The sequence below is a fragment of the Pseudoalteromonas sp. PS1M3 genome (genome assembly GCF_016865405.1).
GTDB lineage: Bacteria > Pseudomonadota > Gammaproteobacteria > Enterobacterales > Alteromonadaceae > Pseudoalteromonas > Pseudoalteromonas marina.
Genome location: NZ_AP022624.1, coordinates 1,996,211 through 2,019,922, shown reverse-complemented (window position 1 = coordinate 2,019,922; position 23,712 = coordinate 1,996,211). Strand labels below are relative to the sequence as shown.

The window sequence follows — 23,712 nt, the reverse complement described above, 5'->3', positions numbered from 1 at the left end:
GGCTGAATACAATTTTATTACTCAGCTGGCATTAAATATGGTTTAATTCACAACAATCAAAATAATAACAGATTTGTAGATGTATGGCACAAATGCGTGATGGGTTTCAAAGCCGACTTGGTTTTGTTTTAGCCGCTGCTGGCGCGGCAGTGGGTTTGGGTAATATTTGGGGATTTCCTACACAAGCTGCTAATCATGGCGGTGGAGCATTTTTACTCGTCTATTTTCTGGTTATCTTTTTATTGGCGTTACCGGCGCTATATACCGAGCTTTATTTAGGCCATAACGCACAAGCAAACCCGGTAAAAGCGCTGGGTAACGCATGGCAAGATAGCAACCGTAAAATAGGTGCAGCTGCGGGCTATATTGGCCTTGCGGGTGCTGTGGTCATGTTGAGTTTTTATTCAATTGTTGCAGGGTGGATGCTGTCGTACGCAATTGAGCCTGTTACAACGTTTGTTGGTTTACACAGTGTGAGCGAGTTTTTACACAGTGACTCGCAAGCCCGTAATTTTGTATTTACACCATTAATGCTTATTTTAACGGCCTGCATTATTTTAGAGGGTGTTAAATCGGGTATTGAAACCTGGTCGCGCCGACTTATGCCTATGCTATTGGTGTTACTTGTCGCGCTAATTGCTTATATAGCCACTTTGGATGGCGCAAGCGAAGGTTTTGCAGCGTATTTAATGCCTAACTTTAGCCAAATACTCGATCCAAATTTAATTATTGCCGCTATGGGACAAGCGTTCTTTTCGTTGTCGTTAGGGGTGGGGTGTATGATGATTTACGGCTCGTATTTACAGCCTGATGCCAATTTACCAAAACTAACGGCAAGTGTTGCATTACTTGATACGAGCGTTGCATTTTTAGCTGGTTTACTTATTATTCCGGCTATTTATGTTGCACAGCATAATGGTGTTGAGGTGTTTAGTGGCGGTAAATTAATAGGTGAAGGGCAGCTTATATTTGCCATTTTACCTGAGCTATTTAATACCATGGGAGAAATAGGGTTACTGGTTGGTTTATTGTTTTTTGTTTTGATGTCGATAGCGTCTGTGACCTCGACTATTTCGTCTACTGAAATTCCGGTTGCGTTTTTAGTTGAAAACCACAATGTAAACCGAACTAAAGCCACGTGGTTGGTAAGCTTAGTGGTTTTAATATGTGCGAGTGCAATTATAGTAAACTTCGATTGGTTATTTGGTTTAGTTATTATGGTGTTTACTCAGTACCAACTCCCGTTAATGGGGTTGTTTTATTTTATAACGGTTGGCTGGATGTTCAAACGAGGTAATAAGTTACACCAAGCTAGCACCGGCGCGCATTTTTGGTTTGCCCAGTATATTCGTTTTGTATGCCCAATATTAATGACCTTGGTGTTTGCAAACGTCGCGTTTGGTTAATAACTTAATGCAACGAGACTAAAAAGCCTCCGTCGGGGGCTTTTTGCATTTTAAAATGCTGATCGTGATATTTAAAATATTGATATAGCTTACTTACGCCTAGCTGCTTTTTTGTAATGTTGAATATTCGATGAAGATAGGTACCAACATCCACTGTTTCAGAGAGTCCAGTTTTTGCATGTTGTGTGTTCTCAACGGCTTCTTTCACCAGTGCTAAATGGTAGGTATCAACAGAGGCAATACTTTTACTTTTTACTTTAGGTATTGTATTTTTTTTACCTAAAATATAAAAGTCATCAAAATAGTGTTTAGCACTGGCTGTATTATTACCAAACCCGATTACCTTTTTACCATTGCGTCTTAAAAAGTGTACTAAAGCCGCAAAGTCAGAATCAGAAGAGGCTATTGCAAAAGTGTCAATCGGGGAGACATACAAAGACTCCATAACCCCAACAGTTAAGGCAATATCGGCCGCATTACTTTTAGCTTTTACGAGTTTTTCTTGATATACCATTTCGATTGCATGGCGCGAACAAATATTTACCCAAGGTTTTAGTTGTACTGCTCCAAAGTTGCCGTACGCTTTTTTAACCTCAATATGTTCAAATTTAGCCATTATTTGATCTATAAATTTATGGCTTATATTTTCTGCATCTATGAATAACGCTGTTTTTTCCATTTAAACACCTGCTAAAAAAGCCATTAAATATAACTAATTGATACCACTGCAATGCATATTTTGGCAAGTGTAAATGGCTATAAATGTTAATTTTTAAAAATGGAGTTAGTAAGCGGTTTACTCTGTTCAACCTCAAGGGCATTTGTAATGGTGGTGTTTGCTATTTCGGTAAGCGCTTCTTGAGTAAAAAAGCCTTGATGCCCGGTGATCAGGACATTTTTAAAACCAACTAAACGAGAAAATATATCGTCTTGGTTTATTTCGTCGCTGTGGTTTTTAAAAAACAGTTCGGATTCTTGCTCATATACATCTAGTCCTAAGTAACCTAGTTTTTGTGTTTTAAGTGCTTGTATGCAGGCTTTGCTGTCGAGTAATGCACCACGTGAGGTGTTGATAAGCATAACGCCGGGCTTCATTTTAGCGAAAGCATGTTCATCGATTAAATGATGGGTTTGCTCGTTTAGTGGGCAATGCAGTGAAATAATATCGCTTTGGGTAAGTAACGTGTTTAAGTCGGTAATGGAGTAGTTACCCGGTATTGCATTTGGGTCGCACACTAAAACGTTTGCGCCAAATCCATTGAGTATATTACACAGTGCTAAGCCAATTTTTCCGCACCCAATAATGCCCACTGTTTTGTTATGCAAGTTAAAGCCAAGTAACCCGTTTAGATCAAAGTTATCTTCGCGCACGCGGTTGTAGGCTTTATGTGTTTTTCGGCTCAGTGTAAGCATAAGCGCAATACAATGCTCAGCTACGGCTTCTGGGCTGTATGCGGGTACGCGCAAAACATGAATGTTATGTGCTTTTGCCGCATCTAAATCAACATTATTAAAACCGGCACAGCGCAGTAATATAGTATTTACACCTTGGGCTGCTAATAGCTTTATAACTTGAGCATTAACTGTATCGTTTACAAATACACACACTGCATTGTAATTGCTTGCTAACACCGCAGTTTGCTCGTTAAGCGATTGCTCAAAATAGGTCATTGCTAAGCTATTATGAGGTGTAATGCTGTGTTCAAAAAAAGGTTTTTCGTACTTTTGCGCGCTAAAAAAAGCAATGTTCATGGTATGGCTCCAACAATTTGGTGCGTTTAAAATAGTAAACCTGTTTAAATTAAACTACGTTACTGCCATGTGCTCAAGTAGCGATTACTTTTTATTTACAGCGCTGTGCGTCTATTTAAAGCAGACATAATGGGTGTTGCTTTTATGTCACTTGGTTCAACGGCTTTTTGTAGGTGTGTTTCGATAACCTGTTTAAGTGTTTCAGGTTTAGTACGCGGTGCATAGCGTGCGACTAATTGACCCTGTGAGTTAATTAAAAACTTTGTGAAATTCCATTTCACTGCACGGTTTTGTGAAATACCGCGGGTATGGCATTTTAAATAGCTAAATAAAGGGTGAGCGTCTGGGCCATTTACCATAACTTTACCAAATACTTTAAACGAAACACCAAACTGCATTTGGTAAAAATCTCTGATAGCTAAATTATCAAGTGGCTCGTTTTGCCCAAACTGGTTACATGGGAATGCAAGTACCGTTAAGCCACGATCCTTGTACTCTTGGTATAGCTTTTCTAGAGCATTTAATTGCATTGAAAAACTACATTTACTGGCTGTATTGACAATGAGTACGGTTTTGCCTTTTAACTCGCTTAAAGAAAAATTCTCACTGTTATAAAGTGGTGCATTAAACTGATAAATACTATCCATTGGTTACCTACTTAATTTCCAATTGGTGGAAATTTTACAAAGACTTTCATTCGCTTTTTTGTTGGCCGGTTGACATAATCGGGACCTAGTTTCTAAGTTAGCAGTTAAATAGGTCATTTTTATGTCAATGAAAGTCGCATTTATAGGTTTAGGCGTAATGGGTTACCCAATGGCAGGGCATTTAGCCAATAAAGGGCATAGCGTATGTGTATTTAATCGTACGCAATCAAAGGCGCAAAGTTGGGCTGAACAATACAAAGGAAGCATTGCAGATACCCCACGCGAAGCTGCTCAAGGCGCTGATATTGTGTTTATGTGTGTGGGTAACGACGACGATTTACGTTCTGTAGTTTATGGTGACAATGGCGTTTTGGCGGGTATGTTACCGCACACCATATTAGTTGATCACACAACAACCTCTGCAGAAGTTGCCCGCGAAGTAGCTGCAAAAGCGGCGCTGCAAAATATTGACTTTATCGATGCGCCAGTGTCCGGCGGACAAGCCGGTGCAGAAAATGGCGTTTTAACAGTAATGGCTGGTGGCAATGAAGCCGTATTTGCAAAAGTACAGCCTGTAATGGCGGCGTTTAGCCGTTTTAGCCAATTGTTAGGTGGCGTAGGCTCGGGCCAGCTTTGTAAAATGGTTAATCAAATTTGTATTGCCGGTGTTGTGCAGGGTTTAGCCGAAGGCTTACATTTTGCTAAGCAAGCAGGGCTTGATGGTGAAAAAGTAATTGAAACCATTTCTAAAGGTGCTGCAGGGTCGTGGCAAATGGAAAACCGTTACAAAACAATGTGGGCAGGTGAATACGATTTTGGTTTTGCGGTAGATTGGATGCGCAAAGATTTAGGCATTGCGCTTGATGAAGCTAAAAACAATGGTGCAACGTTGCCAATGACTGCAACGGTCGACCAATACTACGCAGATGTACAAGCACTTGGTGGCGGCCGATACGATACTTCAAGCCTACTTGCACGAATAGAGGCGCTGCATAAAAAATAACTATGTATGTGTTTTAAATTAAATAGGTTTCGCGTTTAACTTGTAGACGCGAAGCTTGCCTGCGTGATGTGCAAAGCCCATAAGGTGACTTATTCACAAAGAGGGAAAGATTAATTTTAAGCTGTTTTTGGCTTATGTTTGCTCATTTACTCCTCTTTGTGAAAAATTTACTAAACGTGATTGCACAAAGAGAACAAAATGAGGAGTAAATGATAAGACATTAAAACACTAATAATGGTTTCCTACCCCCCTGTGTCAGGATAGTTGTCGCCTCTAACATTTAGCAGAGGCAAATAAAATGAAACGTCAATTTACACAAGAGTTTAAAGTTCAAGCTGTTGAAAAAGCATTATCTCAATGTGATGATGTTCGCTTAGAAGATATTGCAGATGACTTAGGTGTCGGTTATTCAACGTTACAACGTTGGATAGCACTGGCAAAAAAGCATCAACTTGAAATACACCAGACGGGTAGCCAAATGACAGCAGAAAAACGACCACAAGACTGGAGTTTAGAAGAAAGACTCAACGCAGTAATTGAGTGTGGAAGTTTAGATGAAGCCGCCATAAATGAATACTGCCGTAATATAGGGCTTTATCCGCATCATATTCAGCAATGGAAGAAAGACTTAGTAACACCACCTTCAAATAAAACAGTAAAGTCAGACAGTAAACAGCTTAAGCAAGAAATAAAGCAACTGCAAAAAGAACTGAATCGCAAAGATAAGGCCTTAGCTGAAACTGCCGCTCTACTTGTACTCAAAAAAAAAGCGGATGCACTTTGGGGTTTCAACGAGGACGATTAACAACAGCGACTGAGCGACATGAATTAATAACGCTTATCACAAACGCACAGGCTTCAGGGGCAAGGAAAGAAAAGGCATGTGAGTTACTTGGACTGACACTAAGAACCGTTCAGCGGTGGATTGAAGCAGACGATATGACTGACAAACGGACGAGTACGAAAAAACAGCCGCCTAACCGTCTCACAGAGTTAGAGCGGCAGCGCATTATTAATACGGCTAATTCAGCCGAATATGGGCATTTACCGGCCAGTAAAATAGTCCCTAAGCTGCTTGATAAGGGCATATGGATAGCGTCTGAAAGTTCGTTTTATCGTGTCATGAAGGCACATAACTTATTAACGCATAGAGAAAAAGTAAAGCCAGCTAAGCCGATAAAAAAGCCAAGAGTATTGAAAGCAGTGCGTGCAAATGAAGTCTACACTTGGGATATCACCTATTTACCAACGAGCGTAAAAGGGCAATTTTTATACTTATATTTAGTGATGGACATTTTTAGTCGAAAGGTTGTTGGCTGGCAAGTTTACGACTCACAGTTAAGTGAATTAGCCGCAGATTTAATGAAGGATATTTGCAGTCGGGAGCAAATAAAGCGCGAGCAAGTTACGTTACACTCAGATAATGGCAGCCCAATGAAAGGCGCGACATTACTGGCAACATTACAGGAGTTAGGGATTGTGCCATCATTTAGTCGACCGTCAGTAAGTAATGACAATCCATACTCTGAGTCGTTATTTAAAACGTTAAAGTATCGCCCAGAATACCCAGAAAAGCCATTTGAAGATATAAGCGCAGCAAGAGAATGGGTAAGTGGGTTCGTTGATTGGTACAATAATGAGCACCTACACAGTGGTATAAAATTTGTGACGCCAAACCAACGTCATTCAGGTTTAGATAAAGAAATATTAGCTAAGCGTCAGCAGGTAAACGACGCAGCTAAATTGAATAACCCAAGCCGTTGGTCAGGGAAGTCACGAGACTGGTCAATGATAAATGAAGTAAATTTAAACCCTGAGAAAAAAGAAGAAATGCGGGCGGCATAAAATTTAACTTGAGGCGACAACTAACTTGAAAAACTCCGCTACCTTTATCACTAGATCACTTCTCTAAAGCGCATCGTCTCTCAGCCTCTTTGTGAAAAATTTACTAAACGTGATTGCACAAAGAGAAGTAAATGAGGAATAAATGAGAAGACATTAAAACACTTAATATGGTTTCCTACCTTTATTACTAGATCACTTATCTAAAGCGCAGCGTCTCTTAACCTCTTTGTGAAAAACTTACTAAACGTGATTGCACAAAGAGAAGTAAATGAGGAGTAAATGAGAAGTCATAAAAACACTAATAATGTTTTCCTACCTTAATCATTAGATCAGTTCTCTAAATCGGAGCATCTCTTATCCTCTTTGTGAATTTCTATTTCATTTCACTGGCGAATTACATTAGACAAAAAAATGCCCAGAGTGATTTAGGGAAACTCTGGGCTATAACGGGCTCTTTTGAGCCTTGCGCTAACAAAAACTTTCTAATTCATAGGGAGAAGTTGAAAGTGTTTTAAGTATAGTCAAAGCTCTTAAAATTACATATTTTTAGTGCATTTTTTATACTGCAGTTAATACAAACACTTAACTGTGTTGTACACATTTTATACGTGATTTAAGTATGTTTACTCCCAGTTTATTAACTGGGTATTTTGCACTAAATCGCGCGGTAGTGAGTTTTTGATCTTATTTTTTTGCCATTTACCTAGCCCAATGGGGCAGCCGCATAAAGTTAATACCACTTCGCCTAGCTCTTTTGTGGACTCGGCTAATCGAACATCTTTACCATTAAAGTAGTCGTTTGCTTGTTCGCTATTTAGCGCATACGTGTTGGTTTTACACGCACTGCCTAAAACTGTAGCAAACTCGTGGGTTAGCCTTACGCCGTTTTTATGAATAATGCCTATTTGAATACCTAAGCGGGCGTATTTAATTTTGTTTTGAATTGCATCAAACCCCTGCGGGAATAACCACAGTTCTTTGTCGCGCTGCATTAATGTGCCGGGTAAATTTGTTAAACCAAAATGTTTTTTAAGCTCGCTCTTAAATGCAGTTGTTGGTTTTTTATCAAACTCAACAAACGGAAATGCGCCTTTTTTAACTGTTTGGTTTGGGTTGTTACAACTTGCGTGCTTTTTAAACTTGGCAATAAAAAAGCCTTCGCTGTCGTAGGTTTGCGGCCAAACGTGCAAATAGCCCTCGGTCGTTGTTGCTTTATCGGCGCCCGGAAATAAATCGCTAAGCGACTCGGGCGTTATAAACTCGCCAAATTCTGCAAGCAAATATTCGCATACTTGCTGGTTTTCGAGCGGGGTGAGCGTACAGGTTGAATAAACAAGCGTGCCGCCGGGTTTTAACGCGTAAAATGCGCTTTTTATTAAGTCTTTTTGTACTTGGGCTATTTGAATGTTTGATTCGATTGACCAATTTTTTAATGCGTCTGCATCTTTACGCACGGTGCCTTCGCCAGAGCAGGGCGCGTCTAGCAATATGCTATCGAAACATTCATACATGTAGTTACCAAATATAACGCCATCAAAGTGAGAAAGCGCACAGTTACCCACACCCATACGTTTTAAAGTGGCACTCAATACTTTTAAACGCGACGACGAAAGCTCGTTTGCTACCAACACGCCTTGGTTGTTCATTAGTGCTGCTAGCTGCGATGTTTTAGACCCCGGCGCCGACGCCATATCAAGCACGGTGTTGCTTGTTTGTATGCTTTGCTTAAGCGCAATAGGCGGCAGCATTGAGCTTGCCTCTTGTACGTACATGGCGCCGCTTAAATGTAGGTCGGTATTACCCAGGGCTAGGTTTTGTTCTTCATTGGTTGGGCGTTCTAGCCAAAAGCCTTCGCTACACCAAGGGATTGGCGTAAGTTGCCAATTTTTTTGCTCCGCTTTTTTAATAAAGTCTTCAACGGTTATTTTTAATGTATTAACGCGGATAGATTTTCTGAGTGGGCGACGACACGCATTTATAAAGTCATCTAACTTTAAATGATTTGGCAGGTAGGTTTTTACGTCGTCTATAAAGTGCTCAGGAATAAAAGTATTGGCGTTCACGCGCTAGCTCGTACATTAAAAATAAAGCGCGATTTTAGCACTTAAATAACTAAATTTCAGTGATAAAAACGAGCCACCTAATTAAGTTTCGCTGTCGACATTTTGTGGTTTTTAGGTATTCATAAACAATCTTGTTCATACTTTAGACTAATAGTGTCGACAATAAGGCTGTTTTTTAGCCTTTATGTTAGGTTTTAGGGTTGACATATTTTTTTAATGCGCCCATTATGGCGATACAAATTGTCGACAATCTAAAAAATAACTTATGACAGACTCATTTTCAAACGAAGCGCCCGTTACCACAGCATCTGATCAGGTATTTGTAAATATGCGCCGTGAGATTGTTGAGGGCACTATTGCCCAAGGTAGTAAAATTTCGGAGCCTGAGCTTGCAAAGCGTTACGGCGTAAGCCGCGCAACATTGCGTGAGGCGCTAAACCGCCTTGAAAGCTGTTATTTAGTTGAGCGCAAAGCCAATGTAGGTTGCCGTGTTGTAGCGCTAACAGCTGAGCGTTTAATTGAGGTTTACCAAGTGCGTAGCTCGCTTGAAGGCTTAGCGTGCCGCTTAGCTGCCGACAATATGGAGCCAGATGAAATTAAAGGCTTAAAGCAATTACTTAATCAACATTTACAAACGCAGCGCGTTAAAGAAGGCGAGTCGTATTACCAAGAAGCAGGCGATTTAGATTTTCATTATCGCATTATTAAAGGCAGTAAAAACGCGCATTTGATTCATTTGCTTTGTAACGACCTGTATCAATTAATACGCATGTACCGCGTGCAAATGGGTATGGTGGGGCCGCGTGTATCAAAAGCGTTTGACGAACACCTAGCCATTATTAACGCGATTGAAAACCACGACGGCGAACTGGCCGAAATGCTAATGAAGCGCCATATAAGTGCGTCGCAAGCGAATATTCAAACCAAATTTGATTTATACCAATCTGAATAACTGTTTACTCATACAGATTGGTATGAGCCGCTAAAAGCTAAAAGTTAAGCAAAATAGTTAAAGCGTCATATACAAAGATTAAAAATATAAGTTACTCCATGTAGCCACCGTTCAAAGAGAGGAAATGACATGTCAGCAGGATATAAATTTAAACAAGCTATTGCTAATAATCGCCCTTTACAAGTAGTGGGCACTATTAATGCCTACACAGCAATGATGGCTGAAAAAATGGGCCACCAAGCTATTTACCTTTCGGGTGCGGGTGTTGCTAATGCCTCTTTCGGTATGCCTGATTTAGGTATGACTAGCCTAGACAACGTGCTTGAAGATATTCGCCGTATTACCGGTGCAAGCGATTTACCTTTACTTGTTGATGCCGACACCGGTTGGGGCGGGGCGTTTAATATTGCACGCACTGTTAAAGAAATGACCAAAGCAGGCGCGGCGGGTTTTCATATAGAAGACCAAGTGGCTCAAAAGCGTTGTGGCCATCGCCCAAATAAAGAAATTGTTAGCCAAGGCGAAATGGTTGACCGTATTAAAGCCGCGGTAGATGCAAAAACCGATAGCGATTTTTACATTATGGCGCGCACCGATGCGTTTCAAAAAGAAGGCTTAAATGCGGCCATTGACCGCGCAGCAGCCTGTGTTGAAGCTGGCGCCGATGCTATTTTTGCTGAAGCCGTGCACGACCTTGCCGATTACCAAGCGTTTGCGAATGCGTTAAATGTGCCTATTTTGGCTAACATTACTGAGTTTGGCCAAACGCCAATTTATACCAAAGAGCAATTAAGTGATGTGGGCGTTGAAATGGTGCTTTACCCGCTCAGTGCGTTTAGAGCTATGAATAAAGCGGCACTTAACGTTTACTCGGCTATTTTAAATGAAGGCTCGCAACAAAGCGAAATTGAAAACATGCAAACCCGAGCTGAGCTTTATGACTTTTTAGATTACCACACATACGAAAACACACTCGATAACCTTTTTTCATCAAAATCTGACAAATAATAATTATTAAATTAGACAACACACAAATTTAAGATAGGAGAAGATCATGGTAGATAAAGCATTAGGCGGCGCAGGCTTACGCGGACAAGTAGCAGGCCAAACGGCATTATGTACAGTTGGCCAAAGTGGCTCGGGCTTAACGTATTGTGGTTACGACATCAGCGAGCTGGCTGAAAAAGCGCAGTTTGAAGAAGTGTCGTTTTTACTTTCACGCGGTGAGTTACCTACATCTAACGAGTTGGTTGAGTACAAAGCAAAATTAAAAAGCTTACGTGGCTTGCCAGATGCACTTAAAACGGTGCTTGAAAATATTCCTAAAGACGCGCACCCAATGGACGTAATGCGTACGGGTTGCTCTATGTTGGGTAACCTTGAAATGGAACTTGATTTTAGCCAAGCAAACGATGCGATTGACCGCATGGTTGCAGTGTTCCCAAGTATTATTTGTTACTGGTACCGCTTTTCACACGATGGTGTTCGCATTGAAACACAAACAGACGACGATTCAGTAGGCGCACACTTTTTAACGTTATTACACGACAAAGCACCAAGCGAGTTGTTTGCGCAAGTAATGAATGTGTCGCTTATTTTATACGCAGAGCACGAATTTAATGCCTCTACATTTACAGGGCGCGTATGTGCTTCTACCTTGTCTGATATTCATTCGTGTGTAACGGGTGCGATTGGTACGTTACGCGGGCCATTACATGGTGGTGCAAACGAAGCTGCAATGGATATGATTGAAGGCTTTACTAGCGCAGAGCATGCTGAGCAAGAAGTAATGGGTATGCTTGAGCGTAAAGATAAAATTATGGGCTTTGGCCATGCTATTTATCGTGAATCGGACCCGCGTAATGTAATTATTAAAAAGTGGTCTGAAAAATTAGCAGCAGAGGTGGGCGATGATGTACTTTACCCGGTTTCTGTTCGTTGTGAAGAAGTAATGTGGCGCGAGAAAAAGTTATTTTGTAATGCTGATTTTTTCCATGCATCGGCTTATCACTTTATGGATATTCCCACTAAGTTGTTTACGCCAATATTTGTGATGAGCCGCGTTACTGGTTGGACAGCTCACGTAAAAGAACAACGTGCTAATAACCGTATTATTCGCCCAAGTGCAGATTACACAGGGCCAGACGCACGCAGCTATACGCCAATTGAATCAAGAGGCTAATTAGTTAGCATTTAAGGTGAGCCTAGCTCACCTTTTTGCCTTTTTATTTCCCGTCACTTATTAGCGAACTTTTATTATGACCATAATTAATAACACTCAGTACCGCAAACCGCTTGCGGGCTCAAATGTAGATTACTACGATACCCAAGCCGCTGTTGATGCCATTAAACCAGGCGCTTATGCGACTCTCCCTTACAGCTCTCGTGTATTTGCAGAAAACTTAGTACGTCGCTGCGACCCTGCCATGCTTACCGATGCACTCAGCCAAATAATTGAGCGTAAACAAGATTTAGATTTTCCGTGGTATCCGGCGCGTGTGGTGTGCCACGATATTTTAGGCCAAACGGCCCTTGTTGATTTAGCAGGCTTGCGCGATGCAATTGCCGCTAAAGGTGGCGATCCGTCTAAAGTTAATCCTGTGGTACCAACGCAGTTAATTGTTGACCATTCGTTAGCGGTTGAACATGCAGGCTTTGATCCTGAGGCGTTTGAAAAAAACCGTGCCATTGAAGACCGCCGAAACGATGACCGTTTTCATTTTATAAACTGGACTAAAACCGCGTTTAAAAATATTGATGTGATCCCGCCTGGTAACGGCATTATGCATCAAATTAACCTTGAAAAAATGTCGCCTGTTATTCAAAACCGCGATGGCATTGCATTCCCAGATACGCTTGTAGGGACCGACAGCCATACCCCGCATGTTGATGCATTAGGTGTTATTGCAGTGGGTGTAGGCGGGCTTGAAGCTGAAAGCGTTATGCTTGGCCGCGCGTCGTACATTCGTTTACCCGATATTGTAGGCGTAGAGCTTACGGGTACTCGCCAGCCTGGTATTACCGCTACCGATATTGTGTTGGCGATTACTGAGTTTTTACGCGAGCAGCGTGTTGTATCGACCTATTTAGAGTTTTACGGCGAAGGCGCCGATGCGCTAACCCTGGGCGATAGAGCAACTATTTCTAACATGACGCCAGAATTTGGTGCGACTGCGGCGATGTTTTATATCGACGATAAAACAATAGACTATTTACGTTTAACAGGGCGCGATGAAGAGCAAATAGCCCTTGTAGAAAACTACGCTAAAACGGCTGGCCTTTGGAGCGATAGCTTAAAAACCGCAAAATACGAGCGTGTTTTGACTTTTGATTTATCGAGCGTTGGCCGCAATATTGCGGGGCCTTCTAATCCACATCGTCGTGTTTCAACCAGCGATTTAGCGAAAGAAGGTATTTCGGGCGTTGTTGAAAACGAAGAAGGCTTAATGCCAGACGGTGCGTGTATTATTGCGGCAATTACCAGCTGTACTAATACTAGCAACCCGCGCAATGTAATAGCTGCAGGTTTGTTAGCGCGTAATGCGAATGCAAAAGGGTTAATGCGCAAACCTTGGGTTAAAACGTCGTTAGCGCCGGGCTCTAAAGCCGTGCAATCGTACCTTGAAGACGCAAACCTATTGCCAGAGCTTGAGCAGCTTGGTTTTGGTATTGTTGGCTTTGCGTGTACTACCTGTAACGGTATGAGTGGGGCGCTTGACCCTGTGATTCAAAAAGAAGTGATAGATCGCGATTTATACACAACGGCTGTGCTTTCGGGTAATCGTAACTTTGACGGGCGTATTCACCCTTATGCTAAACAAGCCTTTTTGGCATCACCGCCTTTGGTTGTAGCTTATGCTATTGCGGGTACGATTCGTTTTGATATTGAAAAAGATATTTTAGGACAAGATCAACAAGGTAATGATGTAACGCTTAAAGATTTATGGCCAACCGATGAAGAAATAGATGCGGTAATTCAGCAAAGCGTTAAACCTGAGCAATTTAAAAAAGTGTACGAGCCTATGTTTGACTTAACCGTAGATTACGGTGAAGACAACGACCCACTTTACGATTGGCGAGCGCAAAGTACGTATATCCGCCGCCCGCCTTATTGGGAAGGAGCACTTGCTGGTGAGCGTACCATGAGTGGTATGCGTGCTTTGGCGTTATTGGGTGACAACATTACAACGGATCATTTATCACCTTCTAACGCAATTATGGCAAGCAGTGCTGCGGGCGAGTACCTCACTAAAATGAATGTGCCAGAAGAAGACTTTAATTCTTATGCAACGCATCGCGGCGATCATTTAACGGCGCAGCGTGCCACGTTTGCAAACCCTAAATTACTTAACGAAATGGTACTTGATGAAAACGGTGACGTTAAGCAAGGGTCTTACGCACGTTTAGAGCCCGAGGGTGAAAACACGCGCATGTGGGAAGCAATCGAAACCTACATGCAACGTAAACAACCACTTATTATTGTGGCCGGTGCTGATTACGGGCAAGGATCGTCGCGCGATTGGGCGGCAAAAGGGGTAAGGCTTGCAGGTGTTGAAGTTATAGCTGCTGAAGGCTTTGAGCGTATTCACCGCACAAATTTAATTGGCATGGGCGTTTTACCGCTTGAGTTTGCACCAGGCACGACACGTAAAACACTAAACCTTGATGGTAGTGAAAGTTACGATGTAAAAGGCGCACCAGCACCGGGCGCCACATTAGAGCTTGTGATCACCCGTAAAAATGGTGAAGTGCTAACTGCAGCGATGAAATGCCGATTAGATACGCAAGAAGAGCTTTCTATTTACGCTGCTGGTGGTGTATTACAGCGTTTTGCTCAAGACTTTTTAGAAGCGACAAACGCGTAATAAGGATTTAAAAAATGTTTAAACCACAAATAAAAGTGCCCGCGACCTACATGCGTGGCGGCACGAGTAAAGGTGTGTTTTTTAATTTAACCGATTTGCCAAAGCCTGCCCAAGTGGCAGGTGAGGCGCGCGATAATTTATTGCTTCGTGTTATTGGTAGCCCCGATCCTTATGGTAAACAAACCGACGGCATGGGCGGTGCAACATCAAGCACCAGCAAAACGGTTATTTTAAGTAAAAGTGAGCAAGCCGATCACGATGTTGATTACTTGTTTGGGCAAGTAGCTATTGATAAAGCGTTTGTTGATTGGAGCGGTAACTGCGGTAATTTAACCTCTGCCGTGGGGGCTTTTGCTATTAGTAATGGCTTAGTTGATAAAAACCGCGTGCCCGATAATGGCATAGCTATTGTGCGTGTTTGGCAGGCTAATATAAAAAAAAGCATTTTAGTGCATGTGCCTATGACTAATGGCGAAGTGCAAGAAACCGGTGACTTTGAGCTTGACGGTGTGACGTTCCCTGCAGCAGAAGTAAAGCTTGAGTTTGTAGACCCTGCTGATGGGGATGGGGCTTTATTTCCAACGGGTAATGTTGTTGACGATTTAGAGGTGCCAGATGTTGGTACGCTAAAGGCGACGATGATTAATGCGGGTATTCCAACTATTTTTATTAATGCTGAAGATATTGGTTATACCGGCACTGAGCTGCAAGACGACATTAATAACGATGATGCTGCGCTTGAAAAGCTTGAAACAATACGTGCTTATGGCGCTGTTAAAATGGGCTTAATTAATAATATAAATGAAGCACAAGCACGCCAGCATACACCTAAAGTTGCGTTTGTTGCTAAGCCTGTGGCGTATAATGCATCAAGCGGTAAACACATAGATGCTGGCAGTATTAATTTATTAGTACGTGCTATGTCGATGGGGAAATTACATCATGCCATGATGGGAACAGCCGCGGTTGCAATTGGTACCGCAGCAGCAATTGACGGTACGTTAGTAAATATGGCTGCTGGTGGTGGCGCATTGAGTGAAGTGAATTTTGGTCACCCCTCGGGCACGTTAAAAGTAGGCGCTGAAGCTAAAAAGATTAATGGAGACTGGCAAGTTACCAAAGCGAGTATGAGCCGAAGCGCCAGAGTATTGATGGAAGGGGTTGTAAGAGTTCCCTTTTAAAAATTTTGTACTGCATTATTAACTTTGTGAAATTAAAAGACCCTTTTAGTCAGTTAGGGTTAACGTAACAATATTAATAATGCAGTAACAATTAAGCAGGATTTTAAAATAAATAAAAAACAAGGGATTGGCTTTCCTGGTTCTAAAGGTTTACTTTCAATTAAGAGCTCAGTTCTTTTGGGTTGCTTTATCTCCGTTCTGCATTTATTTTTAATGTTCTGTCGCAAATACTTGAAGAAAAAATTTAACAAACTAAATTTAATGTAATAATCAATCAATAAACACGATATATTATAAACCAGCATGTTGGTTTTTTGTGGCTGTAACCTAGGTTATTGAATTTAATTAAGGCCTATAAAAATTAAAACATGGCGTTAAACTAAAATTACATCATTTTATATGTATAAATATGTAGCAACAACTCATAGCTTAATGGTACTTTTAAAGTTCTAGTAACAAAGGTTAGATTATTGTGCTTGTTTACATTTTTTGTAAACGACTAATAAAATTTCCCAAGTTTAACCAAACTTTTTCAGATACTTATTTCATGGCTATCAAGGAGAAATAAATGGCGAAGCGTATGATCAAATTTACACCAATAGCGGCATCAGTTGCACTCACACTCGGCTTAACGGCGTGTGGTTCTGATAATGACAGAAATGTTTATGTTCCACCTGTTGAGTCTTTTGATTCATCAGATAGCGTCCAGTTTAACGTTGAAGTAACAGGTAAAGCAGTTAAAGGTGCAATGATGAACGCGGTGGTTAGCGTTTCAACATTGGATTCAACAGGCCAGACGGTAGCAGTACCATTTCGTTTAGCGGCATCTGCGGAAGCTGAAACTTTCTCTGCTGAAGGTTTATCTCAAGAAGCTGCTGATGAAGCAGTAGCGGCAAGTATTTTAGCAGCAAACCCAGACGCTGTTTTAACAGATGAAAGCGGTCGTTACAGTGTATTCCTAGAAGACGACTTTACAGGTCCAGTATACATTACTGTTAAAACATCAGCTGAAGGCGACGACAGCTACCTACGTTGTGATGCATACCTAGGTTGTGGTACTTACGACGAAGCACCAGCAGAAGACGACGTTAACGATGGCGATACAGCAATTGAGTTTGGCGAATGGTACAAAACAGACCTAGAGCTTTCTGTTGTTAAATTTGTGCCAGCGGTTGAAGCTGATGCATCTGGCGCAAGTGGCGTTTTAGGCGACGCAAACGTAGCGCGTTCACTTAGAGCAAACGCGACTTTCTTAACAACGCTTGTTTCACAACTATTAATTGATGCCGGCGAAGGTGTTGATGCTGCAGGTATTGCAAATTCAAGTGTTGACGTGCTAGTTCAAGTTTTAGGCCCAGATACAGCGCTTTTACTTGCTTCTTTACTAGGTGATGTTTCAAACGGCGGTGCAGTCGATTTAGCTGACGTTGATGGCGAAGAAATGCTAGACGATGGTATTTTATCGTTAACTCAAGTTGCTTCATCTATCCAAGGTCTTGCTGATATTAACGGCAATATGACGAAGTTAATCTCAGGTATTAAAGCTGGCAGTGTAGCTGGTAGTGAAGATGCTGATATTGCTGCATTAGCTACTGCATTACAACAAGCTGCTACAAATACAGCTAATATTTTCTTTGCAATTGCTACTGGTGAAGAAAGTGATATTGAAGCTGCTCTTGCGGCTGCGTTTGCTGTAAACAACCCAGATGCGACTGACGCTGAAAAAGCTGCATTTGCCGCACAATCAACTGGCATAGCTAAAAAAGCAAAAGCTGCTAAAGATAAAGCTGTTAAAAATGGCGCAGCAAGTGATGCTGGTTTAGCTAATGCTGCTGAAAAATCTAAAAAAGCACTTGAGAAAATTGGTTGTACTGACGATTGTACAGTAGGCGATGGTTTCTACATGCAACTTGCAGCTAAAGTAACTGCTGCGGTAACTGTTGCAGAAGCTGAGCTAGTGTCAATTCAGGCATCAGTTACTGCTGCGCAAGCTGATTTAGTTGCAGTACAAGCACTAGGTGGTGACACTGTAGTTGACGCAGACACAGCAGTAGCGTTAGCAAATGCGGTTGAGTTACTTGTAAATGAAGCTGCAGTTGCTGATTTAGCCGGTGAATCGAATGCATTGTTTGTACAGTCTCAAGGTTTAGTATCTGTAGCTACATTACTTGTGGCAAATAGTTCTGATTACCAACAGATTTTAGATGATGCAGACGCGTTAGTAACAGGTTCTTCAGCTGAAATTGAAAAAGTTGCAGCGTTTAACACAGAACTTGCATTACTTGTTACTGAAGCTGAAGCAGCGCTTGCTGAGTTTGATGCAGCAGTTGCAGCAGCAGCTGCCCTTGCTACAGAAACTAACGAACTAGCGCTAGCAGCTGAAACGGCTGCAATGACTGCTGAAACAGCATCAACAACCGCGCTTACAGATGCTGAAAATGCAATGGTAAACAACGCTGATAATGCAGCTGAGGCGCTAGCTAAGGCAGATGCTGCGATTGTTGCGGCTTCTGACTTTGCTGCAAGTGTTGACGCATTCGAAGTTGCTATTGCACAAGCATTAGCTGCTGCAGAAGCTTACTTAGCTTTAGATGCTGACAGTGCCGATGCACAAGATTTAATTGATGCTGCAGAGGCAATGGCTGTTACAGCTGCTGCTAAAGCTGAACTTGCATCAGAGCAGTTTGCTACAGCGTATGCTCTACAATTAACGGCGCAAGAAGCGGTTGCTAAGTTTGAAGTTCTTGTATCTGTTAAAGCAACATCAGAGTCACTAAGCACAATGACTGTACTTACAAGCACTGGTGGAGAAGCGGTTCTTGATGCAGCTGATGTTTTAGCAGACGTTATTGATGAGCTAGCTGGTATGGGTAACTCAGGTGAAGGTACGTCTACTCGTCAACCTAACTGGACTTATGCTTACAGCTTAGACGACCTAACGCTTATGCTTAACAATGCAACCACAGGTGAAATGATCAGCGCTGCTGCATCTTACCAAGGCGAGCAGTTAGTTGTTGCTTGGGGTGCTACGTTAGTTGGCGGTGATGATGCTACGGTTGAGTTAATGACTGCAGACACGCAAGCAAACGCACTTACAGATTGTGTTGATTTTGCAGCCGGTACTATTGACGAGACTCAAATTGATTCTTGTTTAATATTTACTTTTGACGGCGAAGTTGATGCTGACACAGTAGATGATGCTGAAATCGTTAATACTGAAACTTGGAACCACGTGACAATTATGGACGGTGATTCTGGGTTTACTGGTATGTTAAACGTAATGGCTAATGACGCGACTGACAAGGGTACTGTTACTCTTGAAGGTATGTCTGGCGACCTAGACTTTAAAGTTATGGGTACGGTTGACGCAAGCGGTGATGAAGATCAAAGCATGCTAGATGTAATGGTTAAAGGTGACGCAGCAATGGGTTACACATTATCTCTTATGGGTGCTGAGTCTACAGGTTACACTGGCGACGTTAAAGCTATGTACAACGGCATGATGATGTCGTTTGGTACTGCTACTAAAGTTACTAATGGGCTTTCAATCTCTTACATTGATGGTGTAACAATGGATTACACTGATGTTGATTTAATTGACTCAAGCAAGTAATTTTTAAACTATTAAAGGGAAAAGCTGCGTGCTTTTCCCTTTTTTTATTGAAAGCGATTAAATTATGAAAAAAAAAATTCTTTTGCTAGGATTTTCATCAGCTCTACTTTCTCCACTTGCATCCGCTAATAATCAGTTTCAAGTTTTTACTCATTTTGACGCAGAAATCTATACCGAAGCGCAACCAGTTCAGGCATTTGTTGATGACTTTGATGCGCCGCTAACCTCGGGTGACAGTGCATTTACGTACAATATTTTTGAAGTTGGTGTTGGGTACGGTAATTTTAAAGTTGGTTTACAAAGTCGCTTTGACTACGTACTAAATTTTGATCCAGATACGGCAAAATACACACACATTGAAAAAAATGATTTGGCTTTTGAAGATAGATACTACACCTATTATTTAGACGCTAAACAAGCAACCTCTAATGGTATATTTGCGTCTTACGATTTTAAATTTTTAGATAAAAACGCATTAACTATTACACCAAAAATTTCTATTTTTGCTAGTACGCACTTTCAAGACGGGATTGTTGACGGGCGCATTTACAGTGATGAAGTAGAAGGCGATATTTCTGTAGATTATAACTATTCAAAAGATATTTTATTTAAAAAATTTACGCCATCTGAAAACCCAGAAGGGTTAGGTTATAGCCTAGATATATTTGCTAATTGGCAAGTAAATGCCGAGTTGCATGTAGGCTTTAGCGTTAAAGACTTGCTGTATAAAACTGATTATGAAGACAGTGGGTTTGTTAACGGGCAAACAACCGAGATCCCATTTAGCCAAAACGATAATGGCGATATAATTACGCAGCCAACTGTATCGTTAAAAACATCGTCGTTTGGAAATACGCAATCTCATGACTTTGATATGAAAATGCGCATGCAAGCGTTTGCTGATTATAGAATAAATGATCGATTTTCGACTCAATTAACTCTTAAACGTTATGATCAAGATACATTTAGCCAGTTAAAAGGGCGAGTTCATTTTTGGGATCATTGGAAAGTACAGGCTGGCTATGAAACTAAAAGCAAGGCTTATTTAGTGGGTATTGAAAGCGAGTATTTTGGTCTTAATCTGCAAACCGATAGTTTAGATTTGGATAAAGCGTATTATGCAAATATAAATTGGTACATGAACATTAAGTTTTAAGGAATGAAGATGTTAAAACAAATTATACCTTTAGGGGTTGCAGTAGCATTAGCGGGTTGTGGTGGATCATCTTCTAGTTCTGATAACAACGAAAGTGTGGCTGTAACTCAAATTACAACTAATTCAACAGCCCGTTTTTATGTCGCCAACTGGCAGTCGCCGAAGGGTACACTCAATATTTTAAATAACGAAGGTGTTATTCAAGAGTCGATTGAAGTAGATAACATTAATACGTTTAGCATAAGTGTAACGCCGCTTACATACAGCCGCTTTGAATTTATACCTGATGATACGTTGTTATCTTGTCCACGATTTACAGGGTGTGGCAGAACAGTACGAGATGACCCTAATGATTTAAACGGCAACCGTTTAGTTGATTTTCAAGAACTAACGTCTGTTACATTAAATTATAAGGCCGATGCGTTTATTGCTCCTGGTGTTAACGCGGTGTATTTTTCTCCTTTAAGTACAGCGATTACTGATGCAGGCTTAAGTGCAGTGCAAGCAAGTTTATCTGCCACGCCGTTTTATCATTTAACGCACAGTAACCTTACAGCCAGTGTTGAAGCTGAAATGGTAACTAATGCCTTTACTTATGCTGCTATTATTGCGGGTGTAGCCGACAGTACCTTTAACGTTGATACTGCATTTAATGCCTTTTCTAGTAATGATAGCGAACAACAAGCATGGCAAGACTACAGCCAATTAGCTGCTCAATATATTCCTGATAACCTGTTTAGTGAACAGGGAAATGGCTTACTTCCTAATGTAGCAGGCCAAGTAAACCAAACCATTGCGAGTGTTACTACTTATCAGCAGTGGGAGCTACGTGTGAGTGAAGCACAGAGCATAGATTCAAGAGAGCTGCTTGTTGATGTTAGAAATATTATTGGTGTTGCAAGGCTTCAAGAAAAAAGCTACTCAAATGAACTCGACGCTAAATTTGCTGAACTAGAGGGTGCGTTTGACGAAGATACTCAAGCAACGCTTACAGCACTGACTAATGCGCTTAACGAGGTTATAACTAATTATTCACCGCTGGCTGATGATTCAGTGCCTGCTGGGCAATATTCGCTGAGAGATTTAGACATTGATTACAGTAAATCGCCTTATACTTGGGCTATAACGGGTACCTACGATAACTTACCGATTAGCATAGACTTATCTATTCCTACATTTAGAGTAAGTGGCGTGTTAGGTAATAAAATTGAGGGTGTAATGAGTGCTACGGTAACCAATGGCTCAACTTTACTGAGTGTTGATGTTAGCGAGTTGCTGATTCAGTTTGATGGTATTGACGTTGTAAACGAAACAAATCCTGATGCTGATACAGGTATTGCACAACTTACTACTAATGTTGTTATTAATAAAGCTAATGGTGAATTAGCTGGCGATTTATCGTTAAACCTAAACCGTTTTGTGGACTCATTTGGCGAGGTATCCACTACGTTATCGTCTTTCGATTTTCAAGGTGACTTTGAAGGCGAGGTTCAAAGTACTGCGTTTCATATAACTGCAATTGAATCGTCACCTTTTATTGGTGAAGAAAATGATGATTTAGCCTTTACCTTCGAATTAGATTTTCCACTAAGTGCCGCTAACGATTTTAAATTTGCTTATGTGGGTGCTGTAGATAATTTAACAGAGCTAACATCGACGGATATATATGTGAGTGTTCAAGGACAGGCGTTGGATCTTCGTATTCGCGATGTTAATGGTAATATTAGCCTAGTTGCAAAAGGTGAAAACGGTCGCTGGTTAGATGTAAAACAAGCGGGTCGTAATTACAGTGGCGGCTTATACTTTGGTGATACAAAAATTGCTGAGGTTACAGCCGTTCGTGGGATCCCAGGTGTTTTATTTCCAAATGGTGATTTTGAATCGGTGTTTTAAACCACCGTTAGTTTTATAAACTAATATTAAAAAGCCCAACAAGGTGAACACCTAGTTGGGCTTTTTGTATTTTGTAACTGCCGTTATAAGAGTTCTATTTCAACAGTTTCGCCTTGTGCAATGTTTCCACTTTGCGCAGGGACTACAATTAAACAGTTAGCTTTACTAAGAGATGACAATACGCCTGAGCCTTGTTTTTCAACAGGTGTGACAACAAGGTTATTGTTTTCATCGTTACTGGCAATACCACGTTGAAAGTCTGTTCGGCCTGGGCGCTTTTTAATTTGTTGAGTTGTGACTGCTTTTAAACGAAGGGTGGGTTTAGGTTCATTGCCAGATAGTTTGGTCAATGCTGGTTTTACAAGTCGCTCAAGCGTAACGGCTGCAGAAACTGGATTGCCAGGTAAACCAAAAAAGTAGCTGTTAGGCAATTTACCAAAGGCAAATGGTTTGCCTGGTTTCATGGCTATTTTCCAAAAGTGTATATCGCCAATGTCGTTTAGTACTTCTTTTGTGAAGTCGGCTTCACCAACCGATACACCACCAGAGCTAATAACGGCATCGGCTTGCTCGTCCGCTTTTAAAAAGGTTTTTTGAATAAGTGTTTTGTCATCGGGAATAATACCAAAATCAATCACCTCTATATTTGGATTATTAAGCTCGCTAATAATCACAGCGCGATTACTTTCATAAATAGTGCCTGCAGGAAGTGCATTACCCGGCTCTATTAGTTCGTCTCCAGTTGAGAACACGGCTACTTTGAGTGTTTGGTAAACGTTTACTTCGTTAATACCAATAGAGGCTAATAATCCAACGTCTACGCCTTTAAGCTTTCTGCCTGCTTTTAATACCACACTGTTTTTTGCAATATCTTCACCTGCAAAACGGACATTGTTATTGTGCTCAATAGTGCCTGTAAAAGTAATTTCATCATTATTTACTGTGGCGTTTTCTTGCATAACAACGGCGTTAGCACCTGGTGGAAGTGCTGCACCGGTCATAATTCTTACGCATTGACCGGGCGTTAGCGTTTTGTCGAAGGTTTGACCCGCAAATACACTGCCTATTTGCGTGTAGGTGGTTAGGCCGTCACTAATACACAATGCATAGCCGTCCATCGCAGAGTTGTCATGTGCGGGCACATTAATTGTTGATTGAACATCAGTAGCCAAAATTCGGCCAACACTACTCATTACAGGTATTGTTTCGGCATGCTTATTAAAGCTAATTGCATCTAACATATTACTGATTGCGGTTTCTATTGGTAATAAACCGGGTGCATTGCAAACATCGTTCATATATATTGCTTACTTAATTCATTTTTTAAAACAATACT

The 23,712-nt window shown here is 41.2% G+C and carries 16 protein-coding genes; 11 read left to right on the top strand and 5 right to left on the bottom strand.

Annotation, left to right across the window (positions count from 1 at the left end; genetic code table 11):
* The first annotated feature begins 83 nt into the window (after nt 1-83).
* A complete protein-coding gene (locus PS1M3_RS09265) occupies nt 84-1,406 on the top strand; it encodes a sodium-dependent transporter (RefSeq protein WP_203983723.1) in 1,323 nt (440 codons plus the stop codon).
* Nucleotides 1,407-1,410: 4 nt separating this feature from the next.
* Here PS1M3_RS09265 and PS1M3_RS09260 read toward each other — a convergent pair whose 3' ends face one another.
* The 3 genes from PS1M3_RS09260 to PS1M3_RS09250 form a co-directional block, all read right to left on the bottom strand.
* Nucleotides 1,411-2,085: an NYN domain-containing protein gene (locus PS1M3_RS09260; protein WP_203983721.1), complete on the bottom strand. Its 675-nt coding sequence runs from the start codon at nt 2,083-2,085 to the stop codon at nt 1,411-1,413.
* A gap of 86 nt (nt 2,086-2,171) precedes the next feature.
* Entirely contained in the window at nt 2,172-3,158 is a 987-nt protein-coding gene (locus PS1M3_RS09255; RefSeq protein WP_203983719.1) for a 2-hydroxyacid dehydrogenase, read from the bottom strand.
* A gap of 95 nt (nt 3,159-3,253) precedes the next feature.
* Nucleotides 3,254-3,805, bottom strand: a complete 552-nt coding sequence (locus tag PS1M3_RS09250) for a glutathione peroxidase (RefSeq protein ID WP_203983717.1) — start codon at nt 3,803-3,805, stop codon at nt 3,254-3,256.
* 121 nt (nt 3,806-3,926) lie between these two features.
* Here PS1M3_RS09250 and PS1M3_RS09245 point away from each other — a divergent pair, with 121 nt between their 5' ends.
* Both PS1M3_RS09245 and PS1M3_RS09240 read left to right on the top strand, forming a co-directional pair.
* Nucleotides 3,927-4,808 (top strand): NAD(P)-dependent oxidoreductase, encoded by an 882-nt coding sequence (locus PS1M3_RS09245; RefSeq protein WP_203983715.1) that lies wholly within the window; start codon nt 3,927-3,929, stop codon nt 4,806-4,808.
* Between the two features lie 298 nt (nt 4,809-5,106).
* Nucleotides 5,107-6,653, top strand: a protein-coding gene (locus PS1M3_RS09240; protein WP_086007399.1) for an IS3 family transposase whose coding sequence is annotated in 2 segments (ribosomal slippage) — nt 5,107-5,587 and nt 5,587-6,653 — 1,548 coding nt in all. Because the reading frame shifts where the segments join, the coding sequence is not laid out codon by codon here.
* A 623-nt stretch (nt 6,654-7,276) separates the two neighbouring features.
* Here the strand turns inward: PS1M3_RS09240 and rsmF are convergent.
* Nucleotides 7,277-8,716: a 16S rRNA (cytosine(1407)-C(5))-methyltransferase RsmF gene (gene rsmF / locus PS1M3_RS09235; RefSeq protein WP_203983713.1), complete on the bottom strand. Its 1,440-nt coding sequence runs from the start codon at nt 8,714-8,716 to the stop codon at nt 7,277-7,279.
* Between the two features lie 265 nt (nt 8,717-8,981).
* On the opposite strand from rsmF, the gene PS1M3_RS09230 reads away from it, so the two are divergent.
* The 8 genes from PS1M3_RS09230 (at nt 8,982) to PS1M3_RS09195 (ending at nt 22,376) form a co-directional block, all read left to right on the top strand.
* Nucleotides 8,982-9,668: a GntR family transcriptional regulator gene (locus PS1M3_RS09230; protein ID WP_010556308.1), complete on the top strand. Its 687-nt coding sequence runs from the start codon at nt 8,982-8,984 to the stop codon at nt 9,666-9,668.
* A 129-nt stretch (nt 9,669-9,797) separates the two neighbouring features.
* On the top strand, nt 9,798-10,676 hold the full coding sequence (gene prpB, locus PS1M3_RS09225; RefSeq protein WP_006794390.1) for a methylisocitrate lyase: 879 nt from the start codon (nt 9,798-9,800) through the stop codon (nt 10,674-10,676).
* Nucleotides 10,677-10,722: 46 nt separating this feature from the next.
* Nucleotides 10,723-11,850: a 2-methylcitrate synthase gene (gene prpC, locus PS1M3_RS09220; protein WP_138739739.1), complete on the top strand. Its 1,128-nt coding sequence runs from the start codon at nt 10,723-10,725 to the stop codon at nt 11,848-11,850.
* 76 nt (nt 11,851-11,926) lie between these two features.
* Nucleotides 11,927-14,533, top strand: coding sequence for a Fe/S-dependent 2-methylisocitrate dehydratase AcnD (gene acnD / locus PS1M3_RS09215; protein WP_203983711.1), 2,607 nt, complete (start codon nt 11,927-11,929; stop codon nt 14,531-14,533).
* Between the two features lie 14 nt (nt 14,534-14,547).
* Nucleotides 14,548-15,714 carry a 2-methylaconitate cis-trans isomerase PrpF gene (prpF, locus tag PS1M3_RS09210; protein WP_203983709.1) on the top strand — a complete coding sequence of 389 codons (1,167 nt, stop codon included), beginning with the start codon at nt 14,548-14,550 and terminating at the stop codon, nt 15,712-15,714.
* A gap of 568 nt (nt 15,715-16,282) precedes the next feature.
* Entirely contained in the window at nt 16,283-19,327 is a 3,045-nt protein-coding gene (locus PS1M3_RS09205; protein WP_203983707.1) for a hypothetical protein, read from the top strand.
* Between the two features lie 64 nt (nt 19,328-19,391).
* Nucleotides 19,392-20,483 carry a hypothetical protein gene (locus tag PS1M3_RS09200; protein ID WP_203983705.1) on the top strand — a complete coding sequence of 364 codons (1,092 nt, stop codon included), beginning with the start codon at nt 19,392-19,394 and terminating at the stop codon, nt 20,481-20,483.
* Between the two features lie 9 nt (nt 20,484-20,492).
* Nucleotides 20,493-22,376 carry a hypothetical protein gene (locus PS1M3_RS09195; RefSeq protein ID WP_203983703.1) on the top strand — a complete coding sequence of 628 codons (1,884 nt, stop codon included), beginning with the start codon at nt 20,493-20,495 and terminating at the stop codon, nt 22,374-22,376.
* 83 nt (nt 22,377-22,459) lie between these two features.
* On the opposite strand, the gene glp is transcribed toward PS1M3_RS09195, so the two are convergent.
* Nucleotides 22,460-23,674: a gephyrin-like molybdotransferase Glp gene (glp, locus tag PS1M3_RS09190; protein ID WP_203983701.1), complete on the bottom strand. Its 1,215-nt coding sequence runs from the start codon at nt 23,672-23,674 to the stop codon at nt 22,460-22,462.
* Between the last annotated feature and the right edge of the window lie 38 nt (nt 23,675-23,712).

What these genes read in the sequence shown, in the direction of transcription:
- PS1M3_RS09265 (WP_203983723.1), top strand. Translation starts at nt 84, where the DNA reads ATGGCACAAATGCGTGATGGGTTTCAAAGCCGACTTGGTTTTGTTTTA.
- PS1M3_RS09260 (WP_203983721.1), bottom strand. Translation starts at nt 2,085, where the DNA reads ATGGAAAAAACAGCGTTATTCATAGATGCAGAAAATATAAGCCATAAA.
- PS1M3_RS09255 (WP_203983719.1), bottom strand. Translation starts at nt 3,158, where the DNA reads ATGAACATTGCTTTTTTTAGCGCGCAAAAGTACGAAAAACCTTTTTTT.
- PS1M3_RS09250 (WP_203983717.1), bottom strand. Translation starts at nt 3,805, where the DNA reads ATGGATAGTATTTATCAGTTTAATGCACCACTTTATAACAGTGAGAAT.
- PS1M3_RS09245 (WP_203983715.1), top strand. Translation starts at nt 3,927, where the DNA reads ATGTCAATGAAAGTCGCATTTATAGGTTTAGGCGTAATGGGTTACCCA.
- PS1M3_RS09230 (WP_010556308.1), top strand. Translation starts at nt 8,982, where the DNA reads ATGACAGACTCATTTTCAAACGAAGCGCCCGTTACCACAGCATCTGAT.
- prpB (WP_006794390.1), top strand. Translation starts at nt 9,798, where the DNA reads ATGTCAGCAGGATATAAATTTAAACAAGCTATTGCTAATAATCGCCCT.
- prpC (WP_138739739.1), top strand. Translation starts at nt 10,723, where the DNA reads ATGGTAGATAAAGCATTAGGCGGCGCAGGCTTACGCGGACAAGTAGCA.
- acnD (WP_203983711.1), top strand. Translation starts at nt 11,927, where the DNA reads ATGACCATAATTAATAACACTCAGTACCGCAAACCGCTTGCGGGCTCA.
- prpF (WP_203983709.1), top strand. Translation starts at nt 14,548, where the DNA reads ATGTTTAAACCACAAATAAAAGTGCCCGCGACCTACATGCGTGGCGGC.
- PS1M3_RS09205 (WP_203983707.1), top strand. Translation starts at nt 16,283, where the DNA reads ATGGCGAAGCGTATGATCAAATTTACACCAATAGCGGCATCAGTTGCA.
- PS1M3_RS09200 (WP_203983705.1), top strand. Translation starts at nt 19,392, where the DNA reads ATGAAAAAAAAAATTCTTTTGCTAGGATTTTCATCAGCTCTACTTTCT.
- PS1M3_RS09195 (WP_203983703.1), top strand. Translation starts at nt 20,493, where the DNA reads ATGTTAAAACAAATTATACCTTTAGGGGTTGCAGTAGCATTAGCGGGT.
- glp (WP_203983701.1), bottom strand. Translation starts at nt 23,674, where the DNA reads ATGAACGATGTTTGCAATGCACCCGGTTTATTACCAATAGAAACCGCA.